Raw genomic sequence first — 15,552 nt, 5'->3', positions numbered from 1 at the left:
AAATAGCAAACGGTATCAATCGCTTGCTATTCAATATATTAAAAAAATATTTGTCTCTAATTACAAAATTGGTACAATTTATGTTGCAAAAATTCGCTTAAATTTTGCTGAATAAATCCTTAAAAGTTGTTAGTTCTAAATCTTTTTCTGAAACATTTGGATTTTTGATTCCCCAGTCAATATTTAAGTCTGGGTCATTCCAGATGATTCCACCTTCAGAGGCTTTATTATAGTTATTGGTGCATTTATATGAAAAGATAGAGTCTTCAAGTGCAGCAAATCCATGTGCGAATCCTTCTGGAATATAAACCATATTTTGAAGCGAAGCATCCAACGTAAACTTTTGATATTTGCCAAAAGTTGGTGAGTTTGGACGAATATCTACCGCCACATCAATGACTTTTCCCGTAACTACTCGTACAAGTTTACCTTGAGAAAAAGGAGTATTCTGGAAATGAAGTCCACGTAAAACCCCAGCTGTTGAAAATGACTGATTGTCTTGTACAAACTGAAAAGGAATCCCATTTTGTGCAAAAATATCTTGTCGATATGACTCAAAAAAGTGACCACGGGCATCTCCAAAAATTCTTGGATAAATCTCAATTAGGCCTTCAATACTTGTTTTTCTAAACTCCATTATTAGGTAATAATTTTAAAATCGGCAAGTTAACTTTTTCATCAATTAAACTAATAATTGATTTCTTCTAAGGTTAAAGAATATACAAAAGTAGTATTTACAAAATAAAATCGTGTTATTTTTCTGATTAAATCGTATTATTTATAGAAATTTGCCTGTAAAAAACATCAAAGAATGACAAAAAAGCAGCTTTTTGAGCAAATAACAAAAAAAAACTCATATTTGTGTGTTGGTCTTGATACCGACATTAAAAAAATCCCGTCGCATTTACTCAAAGAAAAAGACCCAATTTTTGAATTTAATCGTCAGATTATAGACGCAACCGCCGAGTATGCCGTTGCATATAAGCCAAATATAGCTTTCTATGAGGCATTGGGTGCGAAAGGCTGGGAGAGTTTACAACGCACGATAGAATATATACCGCAAGAATGTTTTACAATTGCAGATGCCAAACGTGGCGATATTGGCAATACTTCGGGGCTTTATGCTCGTACATTTTTCGATCAATCATCTTCAGGACTGGATTTCGATTCAGTAACGGTTGCCCCATATATGGGAAGTGATTCGGTGATGCCTTTTCTTGAATTTGAAGGAAAATGGGTGATTCTTTTGGCTCTAACTTCTAATGCTGGTGGCGATGATTTTCAGCAGTTATCAATAGGAGATAAACATTTATTTGAACAAGTAATTCTAACTTCCCAACAATGGGCTGACTCAGAGCGTATGATGTATGTTGTGGGTGCTACAAAAGCAGATAAATTATTGAAAATCAGAGAAATTGCTCCCGAGCATTTCTTACTTGTACCAGGCGTTGGAGCTCAAGGTGGTAGTTTAGAAGAAGTTTCAAAATATGGAATGAACAAACAATGTGGTTTGTTAGTAAACTCTTCAAGAGCCATTATTTATGCCTCTTCTGGCGAAGATTTTGCCCAAGTAGCCGCCAAAGAAGCTCAAGCCGTGCAACAAGAAATGAAGAAATATTTGCAGAAGTATTTGTAATTTGTTGTACAATTTTCCAAATTGTTTTATTAAAATAGACAATTTGGAAAATTGTACAACTAAGCTGTTATCAATATGAATGAAGCATTTCTACACTATCTTTGGCAATTTCAGCAGTTTGATAAATCAAATTTGCAAACGATTTCGGGTGAAAAGATTTCTGTACTAAAAACAGGTATTTTAAATACCAATGCTGGCCCCGATTTTACAAATGCTCGGCTTCAAATCAATGAAATTGAATGGGTGGGAAATGTAGAAATTCATATAAAATCTTCTGATTGGCAACTTCATAAACATCAGAATAACGAAGCTTATAATAATGTAATTCTGCATGTGGTTTGGGAAAACGACCAAGCCATCACTCGACAAGATGGTAGTCTGATACCGACGCTTGAATTGAAAACAATTACTGATATACAAATTTTTAACAAATATCAGCATTTAGTTGATAATCAGGCTGTTATTCCATGCAAAGAACAGTTTTTAAAAGTATCTGATTTATCAAAATTTGCCATTTTAGATAAGGTTTTGGCAAAGCGTTTGCAACAAAAAGCTCAAATTGTAGAACAACTCTTTGAACAAAATAATGGAGATTGGGAAGAAACAGCTTATCAACTTCTGGCCCGAAATTTTGGGTTTAAGCTTAATTCAGAAACGTTTCTAAGACTTGCTCAAAATCTTCCATTAAAGGTTTTACAAAAACACCGAGATAATATTACCCAAATCGAAGCCATGCTTTTCGGTCAAGCTGGTTTGATAGATAAATGCGATGAATATTCCGAAAAACTGAGTCAAGAATATGACTTCTTTGCCGCAAAGTTTTCTTTAAAAACCAATCAATTAAGCAGGCATGAATGGAAGTTCTTACGCACTCGTCCTGCAAATTTTCCGACCATTCGTATTGCTCAATTAGCTAAGCTGATTACACAACAACAAAGTTTTTTCTCGCTTTTTACTCAGACCAATTCTATTGAAGATTTACGAAATGCTCTAAAAATTGAACAATCTATTTATTGGCAAGAACATTATAACTTTGGAAAAGTTGTCAGTAAGAAATTGGTAGGTTTAGGCAAAGATTCTATCAATAATATTTTGATAAATACAGTTATTCCTCTCTTGGCGTGTTATTCTGAGAAAATTGATAATCAAGAGCTTATGGCAAGATGTGTGAGTTTTTTGGAGGCTTTACCAGCCGAAGAAAATCATATAACCGAAATGTGGGAAGGCTTGGGAATGAAAATAAAAACAGCCTTCGATTCGCAAGCGAGTATTGAGCTTTATAATAATTTTTGTACCCAAAAATGCTGTTTGCAATGTAATGTGGGTATTGAGATATTGAAAAAGTGAAAGATGAAAAGTGAAGAGTTTGTGAAAAACACTTTTCACCTTTCAACTTTCATTTTTCACTGCTAAGTACGATTGACCATCGAAATACCAGATACTAATAAGATTAATCCTAAAACTGCTGGAGCGATTTTTCTTGCACCTTTTACTGTCAAGCCCATTACTGTATCATCGGCTGACATAAAGGCAATACAAGCAAATAATAATAATAATAGTCCCATTCCAGCTAAAATTCCGCCGAGCATTCTTTTAAATTTAGTTCCGTCATTCATTCCTTATCTTCAAGTTTAGGTGTTTCTAAAATATGTTTGATTTCTTCTTTACTTTTCACGGGCTTCAAGTTCAATTTTTCACCTTCTCTTAAAACATATTCAAAAGATGGCTCAAATTCGTTGGGAATAATTCCTTCTAAAACGGCTTCTCTTAAAGCCAGTTTTATTGTTCCAACCTCTTTCGAGGGGTTCAAATCAAAAACTTCCATAATTATCTCGCCCGTAATTACTGGCTGAAAATTACGAAGTTTATCTTTTTCTTCCAACTCAACGAGCATTTCTTCTACTTTATCGAAATTGGCGAGGTATTTTTTAACTTTATTTGGGTCTTTGGAAGTAATATCGGCTCGGCACAAAATCATCAAATATTCCAAATCTTCACCTGCTTCAAATAGCAATCTACGTAAAGCTGAATCAGTGATGCTTTCTTTTGCCAAAGCGATTGGGCGAAGATGCAAACGCACCAGTTTTTTCACCATTCGCATTTTTCCATCAAGTGGTAATTTCAATTTTCGGAAAATAGTAGGAGTCATTTTTCCGCCTAATTCCTCGTGTCCGTGAAACGACCAACCGATTTTTGGATGAAATCTTTTGGTAGCAGGCTTGGCTATGTCGTGCAAGATTGCCGCCCAACGCAACCACAAGTCATTCGATTTAACTGCCACATTATCAAGTACTTGTAATGTATGATAAAAGTTGTCTTTATGCCCTTTACCATCTTGTGTTTCAACTCCTTGTAGCTCACAAAATTCTGGAAAAATGATTTGTAGCAAGCCTGTATAAAACAATAGCTTGAAGCCATAAGATGGCGTTTTCGACAAGACAATTTTATTCAACTCATCAGTGATTCGTTCTTGCGAAACAATACTGATGCGGTCTTTCATGGCCGCAATAGCATCGAAAGTTTTTCCGTCAATATCAAAACCAAGTTGCGAAGCAAACCTCACGGCACGCATCATTCGAAGCGGGTCGTCGGAAAATGTAACTTCGGGTTCGAGAGGTGTACGAATGAGCTTTCTTTTAATATCTTCTACACCACCAAATGGGTCGATTAATTCACCGTAGTTTTTTACATTTAATGAGATTCCGAGGGCATTTATCGTAAAATCTCGGCGATTTTGGTCGTCTTCGAGCGTTCCGTCTTCTACTAATGGTTTGCGAGATTCAGAGCGATAAGATTCTCTTCTTGCTCCAACAAACTCTATCTCAATGTCGCCTGATTTGATTTGTGCTGTACCAAAATTTTTGAAAAAACTAACATAGACGTGTTCTTGTCCTTTCAGAATTTCAAGATTTTTGGCTACTTTTTCGGCTAATTCGATGCCACTTCCCAAACAAACAACATCAATATCTTTGTTTGGGCGATTTAATATAAGGTCACGAACGTATCCGCCAATCACATAAGCATCGACATTTATTTCGGCTGCCGAGCGTGCAATTAACTCAAAAATAGGTTCGTTCTGTAAGTTTTCTTTGAAATTCATTTACTCAATGGTCAATAGATAACGGTCGATAGTTTCTATCAACTGTTCTATAAAAGCACAAAGGTACAAAGGATTGAAGACCTAAACAATTTCGGTAAGAATATTACAGAAAAACTACGAAAACCAAAGCAAAAAATGTAATTTTGAAACTGATATGATAAGCCGGTAAATAAATTCAGTGGATATTGAAACAAAGGGAAAATGCAAAAAATAAAACGATTTAAATCGTTTTATTTAATAAATCCTATGTTCAATTAGACTGTGATTTTAATCACAGTTTTAATCCAAAACATAAACTCAAAACATGACTCCAAACATTCCAGAAACTAACCAAACTCGTATCGTAATTGTCGGTGCAGGTTTTGGTGGTTTAGCTCTCGCTCAAAAACTCGCTAAGCATGATGTGCAGATTGTATTGATTGATAAAAACAATTATCACCAATTTCAACCACTTTTTTATCAAGTTGCGATGGCTGGGCTTGAACCGAGTTCGATTTCGTTTCCGCTTCGTAAGATTTTTCAACATAAAAAAAATGTTCATATACGTATCACTAAGGTGCTGAAGGTAAATACCGAACAGCAAACCTTAGAAACTGAATTGGGTGAACTGAGCTACGATTATTTAGTAATGGCAATGGGGGCCGATACCAATTTTTTTGGTATGAATAATATCATCAACAATGCCATGCCAATGAAATCAGTTTCGGAGGCTATTTATCTGAGAAACAAGGTTTTACAAAACTTAGAAGATGCTCTCACGGCTACTGATGCCGATACTCGTGAAGGTTTGATGAATATGGTTGTGGTTGGAACTGGCCCAACGGGCGTTGAGGTTTCGGGAACGTTGGCTGAAATGAAACGTCTGATTTTGCCGAAAGATTATCCAGAATTAGATTTCAATCAAATGAAAATCTATTTGTTTGGTTCATCGCCTGAAGTGCTGGAAGTGATGTCAGATGAAGCTTCGATGAAAAGCAAAGAATACCTCGAACGTTTGGGCGTAATTGTGCGAAATGGCGTAAGAATCACAGATTTTGATGGGAAATATGCTTATACGCAGGAGGGTGAAAAAATCAGAACAAATAATGTAGTTTGGGCGGCAGGAATCAAAGGTAATTCGATTGAAGGTTTCCCGAAAGAAGTTTATGGCGGTGGCAATCGTCTGAAAGTCAATGCTTTTAATCAAGTTGACGGTTTGCCAAATGTTTTTGCCGTTGGTGATATTGCTTTGATGAATGGCGACCCAAAATTCCCTAATGGACACCCACAAGTGGCTCAACCTGCGATTCAACAAGGTGAATTATTGGCAAAAAACCTTTTGAAAATTATGCGGAAAGAAGAGCCTGTGGGTTTTGAATACAAAGATTTAGGTTCGATGGCAACCGTTGGAAGGCACTTGGCGGTGGTTGATTTACCTTTCTGGAAATTTCAAGGAGCTTTTGCGTGGTATGTCTGGATGTTTGTGCATTTAATGGCAATTTTGGGCGTAAAAAACAAAGTAATGGTATTTATCAACTGGCTTTGGAATTATGTAACGTATGACCAATCGTTGAGATTAATTATCAAGCCGAAGGTGAAGCAGTGATTATAGGGCAAGTTTCTAACTTGCCTGTTTTGTTAGTGTATTTATAGTGTGTTTTTCTATGAACAAAGTTCTTAACTATGGCAATTGAACAAACGCCCAAAAATGAACTTCCTCCAAAATATTACCTCGAATATTTCAATTATGTACTTGATTTTGTGCAGGAAAAGTACCGCCATATCTTAAATGAAGGCGAGTGGCGTTTCTTGCGAAAATACTATTGCTTGAGCGAAGATGCTCAATGTTTATTTATTCGTTTCTCAAATCGCAGAGGTTTGTTTTTTCGAGTTAATAAGTTGTCTTATAGCGAATTAACGAATATTCCTGCACTGCTCAATGAATTGCTCGAACGAGAGTTTATCGAAACCCTTAACCCCGAAAAACACCAAACATTTAGCAAAGAAATGCTCAGTGTTTGGACCACAAAAGAGCTTGTAGAGCAATTTTCTAAATTGCTCACCGAGAAAAAAGCAGCGTATAAAAAACTAAAAAAAGAGGAACTTGTAGAGACAATTTTACAAGATTTTGAGCTTAATGAAATTGTGGAAACCCTCAATAATTTCGAGCCAATCATAAAAGTTTGCTTTGAATATGAAGTCACTTTTATGAAGTTTTTGTTTTTTGGTAATCGCTACCTCGACATGACAGAGTTTGTGATGCGAGATATGGGTTTAGTACAATTTGAAAATCATGACGATGACAAACTTGTAGCCCGATTTACGACTCGAAAAGATGCTGAAGACAAATGGCTCATTACCGACCAAAATGATTTATTTTCGCAACTGAAAGATACTGCTCCCGCACTTGATGTGTATGATTGGTTCATGAATTTTGCTGATTCTGTGCATGAGTTGAGCGAAGTAGCTAAACCTTCTTACGAGCGTTTGATTATAAAAGTGGCCACTTTCTTAGAAAAAAGTAAACTTTTAGACGAAGCTTTGTTGGTTTATCGACTTACCGAGCAAGTGCCATCGAGAGAGCGACAAGTGCGGACACTCCAAAAACTCAACCACATTGATGAAGCGTTTTCTTTGTGTCAGCAAATGATTGAGTACCCTAAAAATGCTGATGAAAAATTTTATGCTATTGATTTTCTGAATAAACTCAATACCAAAAAGCGAGCTAAGAAAAGTACAACTTCTTGGCTGCATCAAGCTGAGTCGATTACGATTTCTATTGACTTTAGGCATCAAGTTGAGATGGGTGTCGTAGATTATTATAACCAAGAAGGAAAACTGGCAGTTTTCTCCGAGAACCATCTTTGGCGAGCCATTTTTGGCTTGGTTTTCTGGGATATTGTCTTTGACCCAAGTTTGGTGGCTTTTCATCACCCATTCCAGCGTCGTCCTTCAGATTTGTATTTACCCGATTTTTACGAAAAACGTAAAGATTTAATCGTCAGTCATTTAGAAGGTTTTGCAGATGTGCAAGATTTACTGATTTATATGGGCGAGCGTTACGAATCGAAGTTTGGTATTGCCAATCCGTTTGTAGTCTGGCTGGAAGAAATCTGGCTGATTGTCAGAAAAGCAGTCGAACTGATAGAATTTGAAGCAATGAAGAAAATTCTACACGAAATGTCGAAAAACTTGGTCGAGCATTTGCGTGGTTTTCCTGACCTTTTTATGTGGGATGATGTTTCGGGAGAATATTGTTTTGTAGAAGTAAAATCGCCGACCGATAATTTATCCAATCAACAGCTTTCGTGGTTACAGTATTTCCAAGAAATTGGGGTTAATGCCAAGGTTTTGCGAGTATATTGGAGAGAAAATGATACTTTTGAAGATTCAAATACGAATTCTGAGTAATGTAGTCCAAATGAAAGCGTAGTCAAAAAATAAATTTATTATATCTATCTTTGTGTATATAATACTATACTAAAATATGATTAGCAAAGTAACTTTTAAAAATTACAAACTTTTTAAAGAAAGACAGGTGCTTGATTTAAAGCCAATAACTATTATTATTGGTAAGAATAATTCGGGTAAGAGTGCTATTTTGAAATTGATGACTGTAATTGAGGGGGCTCTAAAAGCAAAGAGTAATTCCGTAGTAAATTTAATAAATGATGAAGTACAAGCGGGAAATGAATATAAAGATTTAGTTTATGGTAAATTTGGTAGAGCATTAGAAATAGAGTTATTCCAGAAAAAGACGGGTGAAGATTTAGATGATATTTTAAGTTTTGAAGTTGCTATTGATATTAATAAAAACATACCAATATTAGATTTTTGGAACTTGAATGATGAAATTAAGTTTAGAAATATAGAAAATAATATTTATGAGAATGAACTTGATGGGGAAGAGTATTATTGTGAATTTTTAGGTATTTCGTTAATGAAATATTTAAAGAATGGTAGTGATAAACGTGAAGGTAAACCACTTCCACCACCACATTTTATGGCTACTGATTTTATTGGTGCAATTAGAGAGAAAACCAAACAAGATTATAGATTGAATGTAAGTTCACAAGTTAAATCTCATTTTGATGGCAGATACTTATATGATTTTTTAATCCGAGATTATCTTTCAACTGATAAGAAATACTTTACAAAAATTTCACAATGGATTAAAGAAAAATTTGAAGGTTGGGAACTATATATTGATGTTGATAGTGAACCATATCATATTGAATTGAGAAAAGGGAAATTAGAAACAAATATCACTGAGACAGGAATGGGGATAGGACAGTCTTTACCATTAATTACCAGAGCATATAAACCTTGTGAAGAAGAAACCCTAATAATCGTTGAAGAACCAGAATGTCATTTACATCCTTATGCACACGCACAATTAGCCCAATTATTCGCTGAGTCAATAAAAGAAGATATAAATAAAAAATATTTGTTTGAAACTCACTCACAAAATTTCATTTTAAGGTTACGTAGATTAGTTGCAGAAGGTATGTTAAATGAATCAGATTTAGGAATTTATTATGTTGAATTTGATGAAGAATCTAATGAAAGTAATTTAAGAGAAATTAAAGTTGATAAATTTGGTAACGTCAATTTTTGGCCTGAAGGAATTTTTAGTGAAACACTTGAAGAAACAATAGGAATAAGGACAGCTCAAATAGAAATGAATAATGTGGGTAGAAATTGAATCAGAAATCTTCTTCGAAAATCAAAATATAGCTGAAATAAGAAAATTATTACAAGATTTGTGTTACAAACACAAATATGAGGTGTATATAAATTTGCTTGAAGTTCAGGGATTATCAGCTTTTAAAAGCATTTATGGTGATATTAAAGAAGTTATTGAAGCTTTCTATAATAAGTTTACTACCGAGAGTTGTAGTATTGACTTTGTCGTTTCATCTAAAAGTTTAAGTACAGGTAAGTTTTCTCTTACTGAGGCTATAATTTTTTTTAATTTGCCTTTTACTGTTATACTTGAAAATAGTAATAATGATGGCTATTTTTTGGATGCATTACAAAGGGAGTTTGTTAAGAAATCTAAAAAGATAAAAAGGTTTAAAGATAATCACTGGCTTGTTTATGGAAATAGTGGTGGAAGTGGAAATGTGATTAATTTTATTGAAGAGATTAGGCGTAGATTTTCCAATGATAACAGGTTTTTAAAATGTTTCGTTTTATTGGATAGTGATTTAGAATATCCACAAAATACAAACACAAAAAGGATAAAAATAGAGCAATATTTACTTGAAAATAATATTCCTTATCATTTTTTAGAAAAGAGGGAAATTGAGAATTACCTACCTGATAATATAATTGCAACTATAGATATTGAAGATAGTTTTATTAAAACATATTGTAAGAGATTGACTCATATTCAAAAAGATTTCATTGATATTGAAAATGGACTTAATATGAGTATAGATTCATTGAAAAAACAAAAGATAAATGTTTATAATTTATTCATTAATGAAAATGATACCCAAAGTGACATAGAAAGTAAGTTGCAAGGTTTAAGGGTAGGGATTAAGGCTAAATTTGATAATTTCAAGAATGATTTTCCTAAATTATTTGAGCATGCTACTCAAGAGGAATTAATGGAAAGATGCAAAGAACAAGTTAATCCTAATGAATTGAAAGATATTCTTGATAAAATAAGTAAATTATTATGAGTTCAAAATTAAAAATAGATACACGGGTTCGTTCACTTAAAAATTATTTGGAAGAGTTTGAGCAAGGGGCTTTTTTAATTCCTTCTTTTCAGAGAGATTTTTTGTGGGAGCAAGATAAAATTAAGCAGCTTTTTGATAGCATAAAGAATAATTATCCAATAGGTTCTATTTTATTTTGGAAGCCTTTGGAAGATATGCCAGATTTTATCAATGAGGTTTCTAATATTGGACCTTATAATATTAAAAAAAAAGAGAGTAAAGAGCCTTTTTTTATTTTAGATGGGCTTCAAAGGCTATCTTCACTATTTGGTTGTTTGTCAAATCCCAGAAAAACAGCTTTAGACTTAGATAAAAAAAAGTGGGAGGATAAATTTAATTTATATTATGATTTAGAAGCAGAGCAGTTTATTTATTTAAGACAGAAATCAAAAAACTTAGCTTTCCAAGTACCTGTATATGTGTTTATGAATTCTATTGATTTTAGACAGTATGCAAGAAAAGAGTTTGAAAAAATTGATGATGAGAGTAAAATTGAATTATATTATGATAGAGCAGATGAAATTGGACAAATATTTACAAATTACCAAATTGCCTCAGTAGATATAAATTATGCTACAATAGAAGAAGCAGTTGAGATATTTTGGCGAGTCAATGAGAAAGGATTGCCTATTTCGAAGGATTGGATAGTTTCTGCTTTAACTATTACAAATAAAGACGGTTTTAGATTGGGTACTGAAATTGATAAATTACTTGAAGATTTGAAGCCTTATAATTATGACACTATAAAAAGAGACATTATCTTTCAATGTATTCAGAGTTCTTATGGTAAAATTTATTTTGATTATAAAATCGAAGATTTGGTTAAAAGGAATGATTTTGCAACCGTAACAAAAAAAACAATTTCAAGTATAAAAAGAGCTGTAAAGTTTTTATTTGAAGATTTATTAGTGTTAAATAGTAAACTAATACCTTACAATTTACAGTTAATTTTTTTGACAACTTTTTTTAACTCATTGGGAGATAAAAAATTGAACTCAAAACAAATTTTAAAAGTAAAGAAATGGTTTTGGGTGACCTCCTATTCTAATTATTTTACTATTTATTCACTGAGTAATCAAAGAAAAGCATTTGAGAAGTTTGCTGCATTCATAGATAATGAAGACTTAGACCCAATTTTTTATGATAATGAAAGCAATAGTTTTACAACGTTAGATTTTCCCAACAAAATAGTTATGGGTAGTGTAAGAGCTAAATCATTAGCATTATTTATGATTAACTATTATAAGGGATTTAAGGAAATTAGCTTAGATAAGATAGATTCTAATTACATAGAGTCATTTGAAATAGGTAACCTTTTTTTGAAAAATCAAAAAGAAAACTCGTCAGAAAATTTTATACCGATTATTGAAGAGAGGAAAGAAATAGATGGGAAAGTTGTTATAGAATCTTTGAGTAAATCAAAAAGACCAAAGGAGTTTTCATTTTTATTAGAACAGGAAAATGAAACATTATTTATAAATATTGAGATGTGTAATCTCTATGATAATTCTGAAAATAGCATAAATAGAATTCTTGATATTAGAAAGAGACTTATAGTTGCTGCTGAGAAGAACTTTGTAGAAAATATAGGAGTTGTTTATAATGAACCTATCCCATTTTAACTATTTAATCTGATATTTATTACTTTTAATAAGTTGTTTAATAGAAGAGATTTCATACAAAAAGTTGCTCTTGCATCAGGTGCGATGATGCTTTCAGACAAAACTTTGGCTTTTGTTGAAGAAGGTAAAAAACTTGGTATCGCTTTGGTCGGTTTGGGAAATTATGCAACCAACCAACTTGCTCCAGCTTTACTACAAACCAATCTTTGTAAGCTAACTGGAATCGTTACGGGAAGCCCAGAAAAGGCTGAAAGTTGGTCAAAACAATATAATATTCCGCAGAAAAATATCTATAATTATCAAAATTTCGATGAAATCAGGAATAATCCTGACATTGATATTGTGTATGTTGTGCTGCCCAATTCGATGCACGCCGAATTTACGATTCGAGCAGCAAAAGCTGGTAAACATGTAATTTGTGAGAAACCAATGGCTATGAATGTGCAGGAATGTAAAGATATGATAGCTGCCTGTAATGCAGCAAAAGTACAACTTTCGGTAGGATATAGGCTATATTTTGAGCCACATCACCTCGAAATGAAGCGTTTGGGTACGGAGAAAGTCTATGGAGATGTGAAAATGATAGAAAGTAGCTTAGGTTTTTCGATGGCAAATCCGAAAGTTTGGCGGTTGAACAAAGCACTTGGTGGAGGTGGAGCAATCATGGATTTGGGCGTTTATTGTATTCAAGGTGCGAGACGCACGTTGGGCGAATTACCAACGGCAGTTTCGGCACAAGGATTTATAATGGACAAAACTATTTTCAAAGATATTTATGAAGGAATGACTTTTCAGATGGATTTTCCAAGTGGAGCAATTTCAAATTCGACTACAACTTATTCATCTTATGTGGATAGGCTTCATGCCACAACTGGCTGGCGATGGTTTTCGTTGAGTCCGTCATACAATGCAATCGGTACGGCGGGACAGTTTTTTGATGGCGAACGCAAAGAAATGATTTTTAAAGTGCTTGATTATCAGCAGATTAAACAAATAGATGCTTTTGCTGAAAGTATTATCAATAAACAAAAACCTGAAGCATCGGGCGAAGAAGGAATGATTGATTTAAAGATTATCGAAGCCATTAAGCAATCGGCTGATAATGGGAGGAAAGTAAAGATTGACTGGGTATAAAATAGTTCTACTTGTTTAATCGCCTTCTGTAATGGTTATCAAAGGTCAATTCGCTCCGAAATTTTACAAATATCATAACCCACTTTTTGAATATTCATAAATTGCTCAGTAATCAAAATCGTACTTTCATCAGTTTCTTCGGCTTGATGATTTTTCACTTTCAAAAGCTGAATATTTTCTTTTACGACAAAATCACTTTTTTCGATGATTTTGATAGCTTCTTTCAATAAATTCTCAGTGTTGGTTGTAATTTCTTTTAATTTATCGAAGTTAGGTAATGTATCAAAATGTTCTCTCGAATACAAAGCGAGCGTAGCTACATACGAAGAAAGTAAATGGTTTAATACAGAAAATTTATGAACTTCTTTAATACTCAATTGTTTGTTTTTAGGCTCTGAGTACATACGTTGAATTCCCGAAGCTAAGTTGGCACTTCGTACAAAAACTTCTTTCCGTACAATTTTATAAGGCACTCGTTGGTATTCCTCCCCAAAATACATCTGAGAAACCTGATGATAATAAGCCAAATTGGCCTCCAGCATTTCTATTAAAGTATTTTTTAACTTTTTGTGTTCCCAATGTGGCAATAAAACGTAACTTCCGATGAATGCAAGTCCACCGCCGATTGCCGTGTCATAAACACGCTCAATGAGCAACGCACGGCTACCCATTCCCAAAAACTCAAATAAAATCAGGATAAAAGGAGTCATAAAAACGACACTCACGAGGTAGGTTTTGCGTTGAAAACTGTAAGTTCCAAGCATACAAATCAACAAAATTCCGAAAAGCCAGTATCTGTCAGTAATATAATTTAAGATGAACATTCCAATCAATGCACCGCCGATTGTACCAAAAAGCCTATCAAGATTTCTTTCTTTGGTAAGACTATAAGCTGGTTTCATAATCACCATGATGGTCAGGAGAATCCAATTACTGTGCAAAAGTTGGGTCGATTGTGCAATGATAAAGCCCACGAGCATCATTCCTGAAACTCTTAGAGCGTGTCTAAAATTCTCAGATTTTAGATTAAGATTATCCAAAAAAGTATCGACATCATAGACTTGACTTGTAGTAAAAGCCGTCGTCTGAACATCATTTCTCGAAAGTTTTTTCTGTTCTTTTGCTCTAAAATAGCCGTTTATCTTTTTGATGCGGTTAAAAATATTCTCAATATTGACCTCAATGTTTTTCAAGGATTGCAGCCCAATCACCGAAATTGTATCGTTTTCAGTGAATGTGTCAATTTTTATCTTTAATGCATTTAGCTTTCGAGGTAAAAGGAGATTTATTTCGGGCTTGCTTCCATCTTTCAACGATTCGCTTATTTCATCTATTTGTTCGGATAAAAGATTGAGAATATGTTCAAAATCGACTAAAATTCCTGTGTGGTCAAATTGTTTGTGGAGTTTTTGGTAATTATAAAATGTTGACATGATTTGCTCGTATAAATCAACCATATCTACAAAAATCACCAATAAAAGCCTTCCTTCTTGCGAGTTTTCTTGTACAATCTTCGGGTTTTTAAAGAGTTGTTCTCTGACTGCATCCAGTTTTTCATTGACTGTTATTTGGGCTTCAATGAGTTTTTTATAGTTTTCATCATAGTCCATTCCTTCTTTGTAGAAACCTGATTTGATTCGCATAAAATTGGCAACTTCAGAGATAGATTCGGCCAAAGAAAGTCTCGCCAAACGATAAGGCATGATTTGATAAATGGACAAACTTAGCAAAGCATACCAAATACCACCCAAGAAAATATAGAGTGAATAAAACAAGATTTCGTTGATTGGGCGAACATCATCAATGCCAATAATCATCACCAACAATGCCGCCACACCCATTGAAGCCGCTCGTGGGCCATACACATAAAGCATTGAGCATAAGAAACTTAATGCAACTACGAAAGCTCCCAAAGTATAAACCGAAAGTCCGACCAAACTTGTGAGAAGCGAAGTAATTGTTACTAAGCCGATTGTTAGAAACATCCCATTTCGGCGGTGTGTAATTGGTCCAGGAGAATCGGCAATGCTTGCACAAACTGCTCCCAGTGAAAACGAAATTCCGATTTTTAATAAATCAAATTGAGCAAGAATCAAACTCGGAAGTACAACTCCAAAGGTTATCCGAAGGCCATCACCGAAGTATTGGCTAAGAACATGAGTCATCCCGAATTTAGGGATGTATAAAAAAAGAACCTTCTGATTAAATTTGAGAGTCACTACAAACTCAAACGAAAATCAGGAGGTCTTTTTATGTTTACAATTTTATCGAAAACTGCTAATAAAAGCAATGAATCGGGTGATTTTCTTTTAAAGAAGTCGAGTCAGTATTTATCTTCGTTGCAAACCAATT

Annotated in this window: 12 protein-coding genes; 8 read left to right on the top strand and 4 right to left on the bottom strand. The window is 34.0% G+C overall.

All coding sequences use genetic code 11. The features are described from left to right. Nucleotides 1-97 precede the first annotated feature (97 nt). On the bottom strand, nt 98-637 hold the full coding sequence (rfbC, locus tag A6M55_RS11995) for a dTDP-4-dehydrorhamnose 3,5-epimerase (RefSeq protein ID WP_064197829.1): 540 nt from the start codon (nt 635-637) through the stop codon (nt 98-100). Between the two features lie 174 nt (nt 638-811). On the opposite strand from rfbC, the gene pyrF reads away from it, so the two are divergent. Next, nucleotides 812-1,636 carry an orotidine-5'-phosphate decarboxylase gene (pyrF, locus tag A6M55_RS11990; protein ID WP_064197828.1) on the top strand — a complete coding sequence of 275 codons (825 nt, stop codon included), beginning with the start codon at nt 812-814 and terminating at the stop codon, nt 1,634-1,636. A 75-nt stretch (nt 1,637-1,711) separates the two neighbouring features. Beyond that, nucleotides 1,712-2,983, top strand: coding sequence for a DUF2851 family protein (locus tag A6M55_RS11985; RefSeq protein ID WP_064197827.1), 1,272 nt, complete (start codon nt 1,712-1,714; stop codon nt 2,981-2,983). A gap of 62 nt (nt 2,984-3,045) precedes the next feature. On the opposite strand, the gene A6M55_RS11980 is transcribed toward A6M55_RS11985, so the two are convergent. Next, on the bottom strand, nt 3,046-3,252 hold the full coding sequence (locus tag A6M55_RS11980) for a hypothetical protein (RefSeq protein ID WP_064197826.1): 207 nt from the start codon (nt 3,250-3,252) through the stop codon (nt 3,046-3,048). Continuing rightward, entirely contained in the window at nt 3,249-4,736 is a 1,488-nt protein-coding gene (locus tag A6M55_RS11975; RefSeq protein ID WP_064197825.1) for a CCA tRNA nucleotidyltransferase, read from the bottom strand. The genes A6M55_RS11980 and A6M55_RS11975 overlap by 4 nt, the downstream gene beginning before the upstream one ends. A 304-nt stretch (nt 4,737-5,040) precedes the next feature. Between A6M55_RS11975 and A6M55_RS11970 the strand changes: the two genes are divergently transcribed. The 6 genes from A6M55_RS11970 to A6M55_RS11945 all read left to right on the top strand — a co-directional run bounded on the left by A6M55_RS11970 (nt 5,041) and on the right by A6M55_RS11945 (nt 13,200). Next, nucleotides 5,041-6,321, top strand: a complete 1,281-nt coding sequence (locus A6M55_RS11970) for an NAD(P)/FAD-dependent oxidoreductase (protein WP_064197824.1) — start codon at nt 5,041-5,043, stop codon at nt 6,319-6,321. Nucleotides 6,322-6,398: 77 nt separating this feature from the next. Then, on the top strand, nt 6,399-8,126 hold the full coding sequence (locus A6M55_RS11965; protein WP_064197823.1) for a VRR-NUC domain-containing protein: 1,728 nt from the start codon (nt 6,399-6,401) through the stop codon (nt 8,124-8,126). A 76-nt stretch (nt 8,127-8,202) separates the two neighbouring features. Beyond that, a complete protein-coding gene (locus A6M55_RS11960) occupies nt 8,203-9,420 on the top strand; it encodes a DUF3696 domain-containing protein (protein WP_064197822.1) in 1,218 nt (405 codons plus the stop codon). Continuing rightward, nucleotides 9,404-10,405: a hypothetical protein gene (locus A6M55_RS11955; protein ID WP_064197821.1), complete on the top strand. Its 1,002-nt coding sequence runs from the start codon at nt 9,404-9,406 to the stop codon at nt 10,403-10,405. Before A6M55_RS11960 ends, A6M55_RS11955 begins: the two co-directional genes overlap by 17 nt. Then, the gene (locus tag A6M55_RS11950) at nt 10,402-12,066 is read left to right on the top strand and encodes a DUF262 domain-containing protein (protein WP_064197820.1); all 1,665 of its coding nucleotides are present in this window, start codon (nt 10,402-10,404) and stop codon (nt 12,064-12,066) included. The genes A6M55_RS11955 and A6M55_RS11950 overlap by 4 nt, the downstream gene beginning before the upstream one ends. Nucleotides 12,067-12,099: 33 nt before the next feature. After that, the gene (locus A6M55_RS11945; protein WP_229235525.1) at nt 12,100-13,200 is read left to right on the top strand and encodes a Gfo/Idh/MocA family protein; all 1,101 of its coding nucleotides are present in this window, start codon (nt 12,100-12,102) and stop codon (nt 13,198-13,200) included. Between the two features lie 38 nt (nt 13,201-13,238). Here the strand turns inward: A6M55_RS11945 and A6M55_RS11940 are convergent, their stop codons facing one another. After that, nucleotides 13,239-15,365, bottom strand: a complete 2,127-nt coding sequence (locus A6M55_RS11940) for an FUSC family membrane protein (RefSeq protein WP_064197819.1) — start codon at nt 15,363-15,365, stop codon at nt 13,239-13,241. Between the last annotated feature and the right edge of the window lie 187 nt (nt 15,366-15,552).

The organism is Emticicia sp. MM, assembly GCF_001649495.1.
The sequence above is the reverse complement of the archived record's forward strand: the minus strand, read 5'-3'. Positions and strand labels throughout refer to the sequence as shown.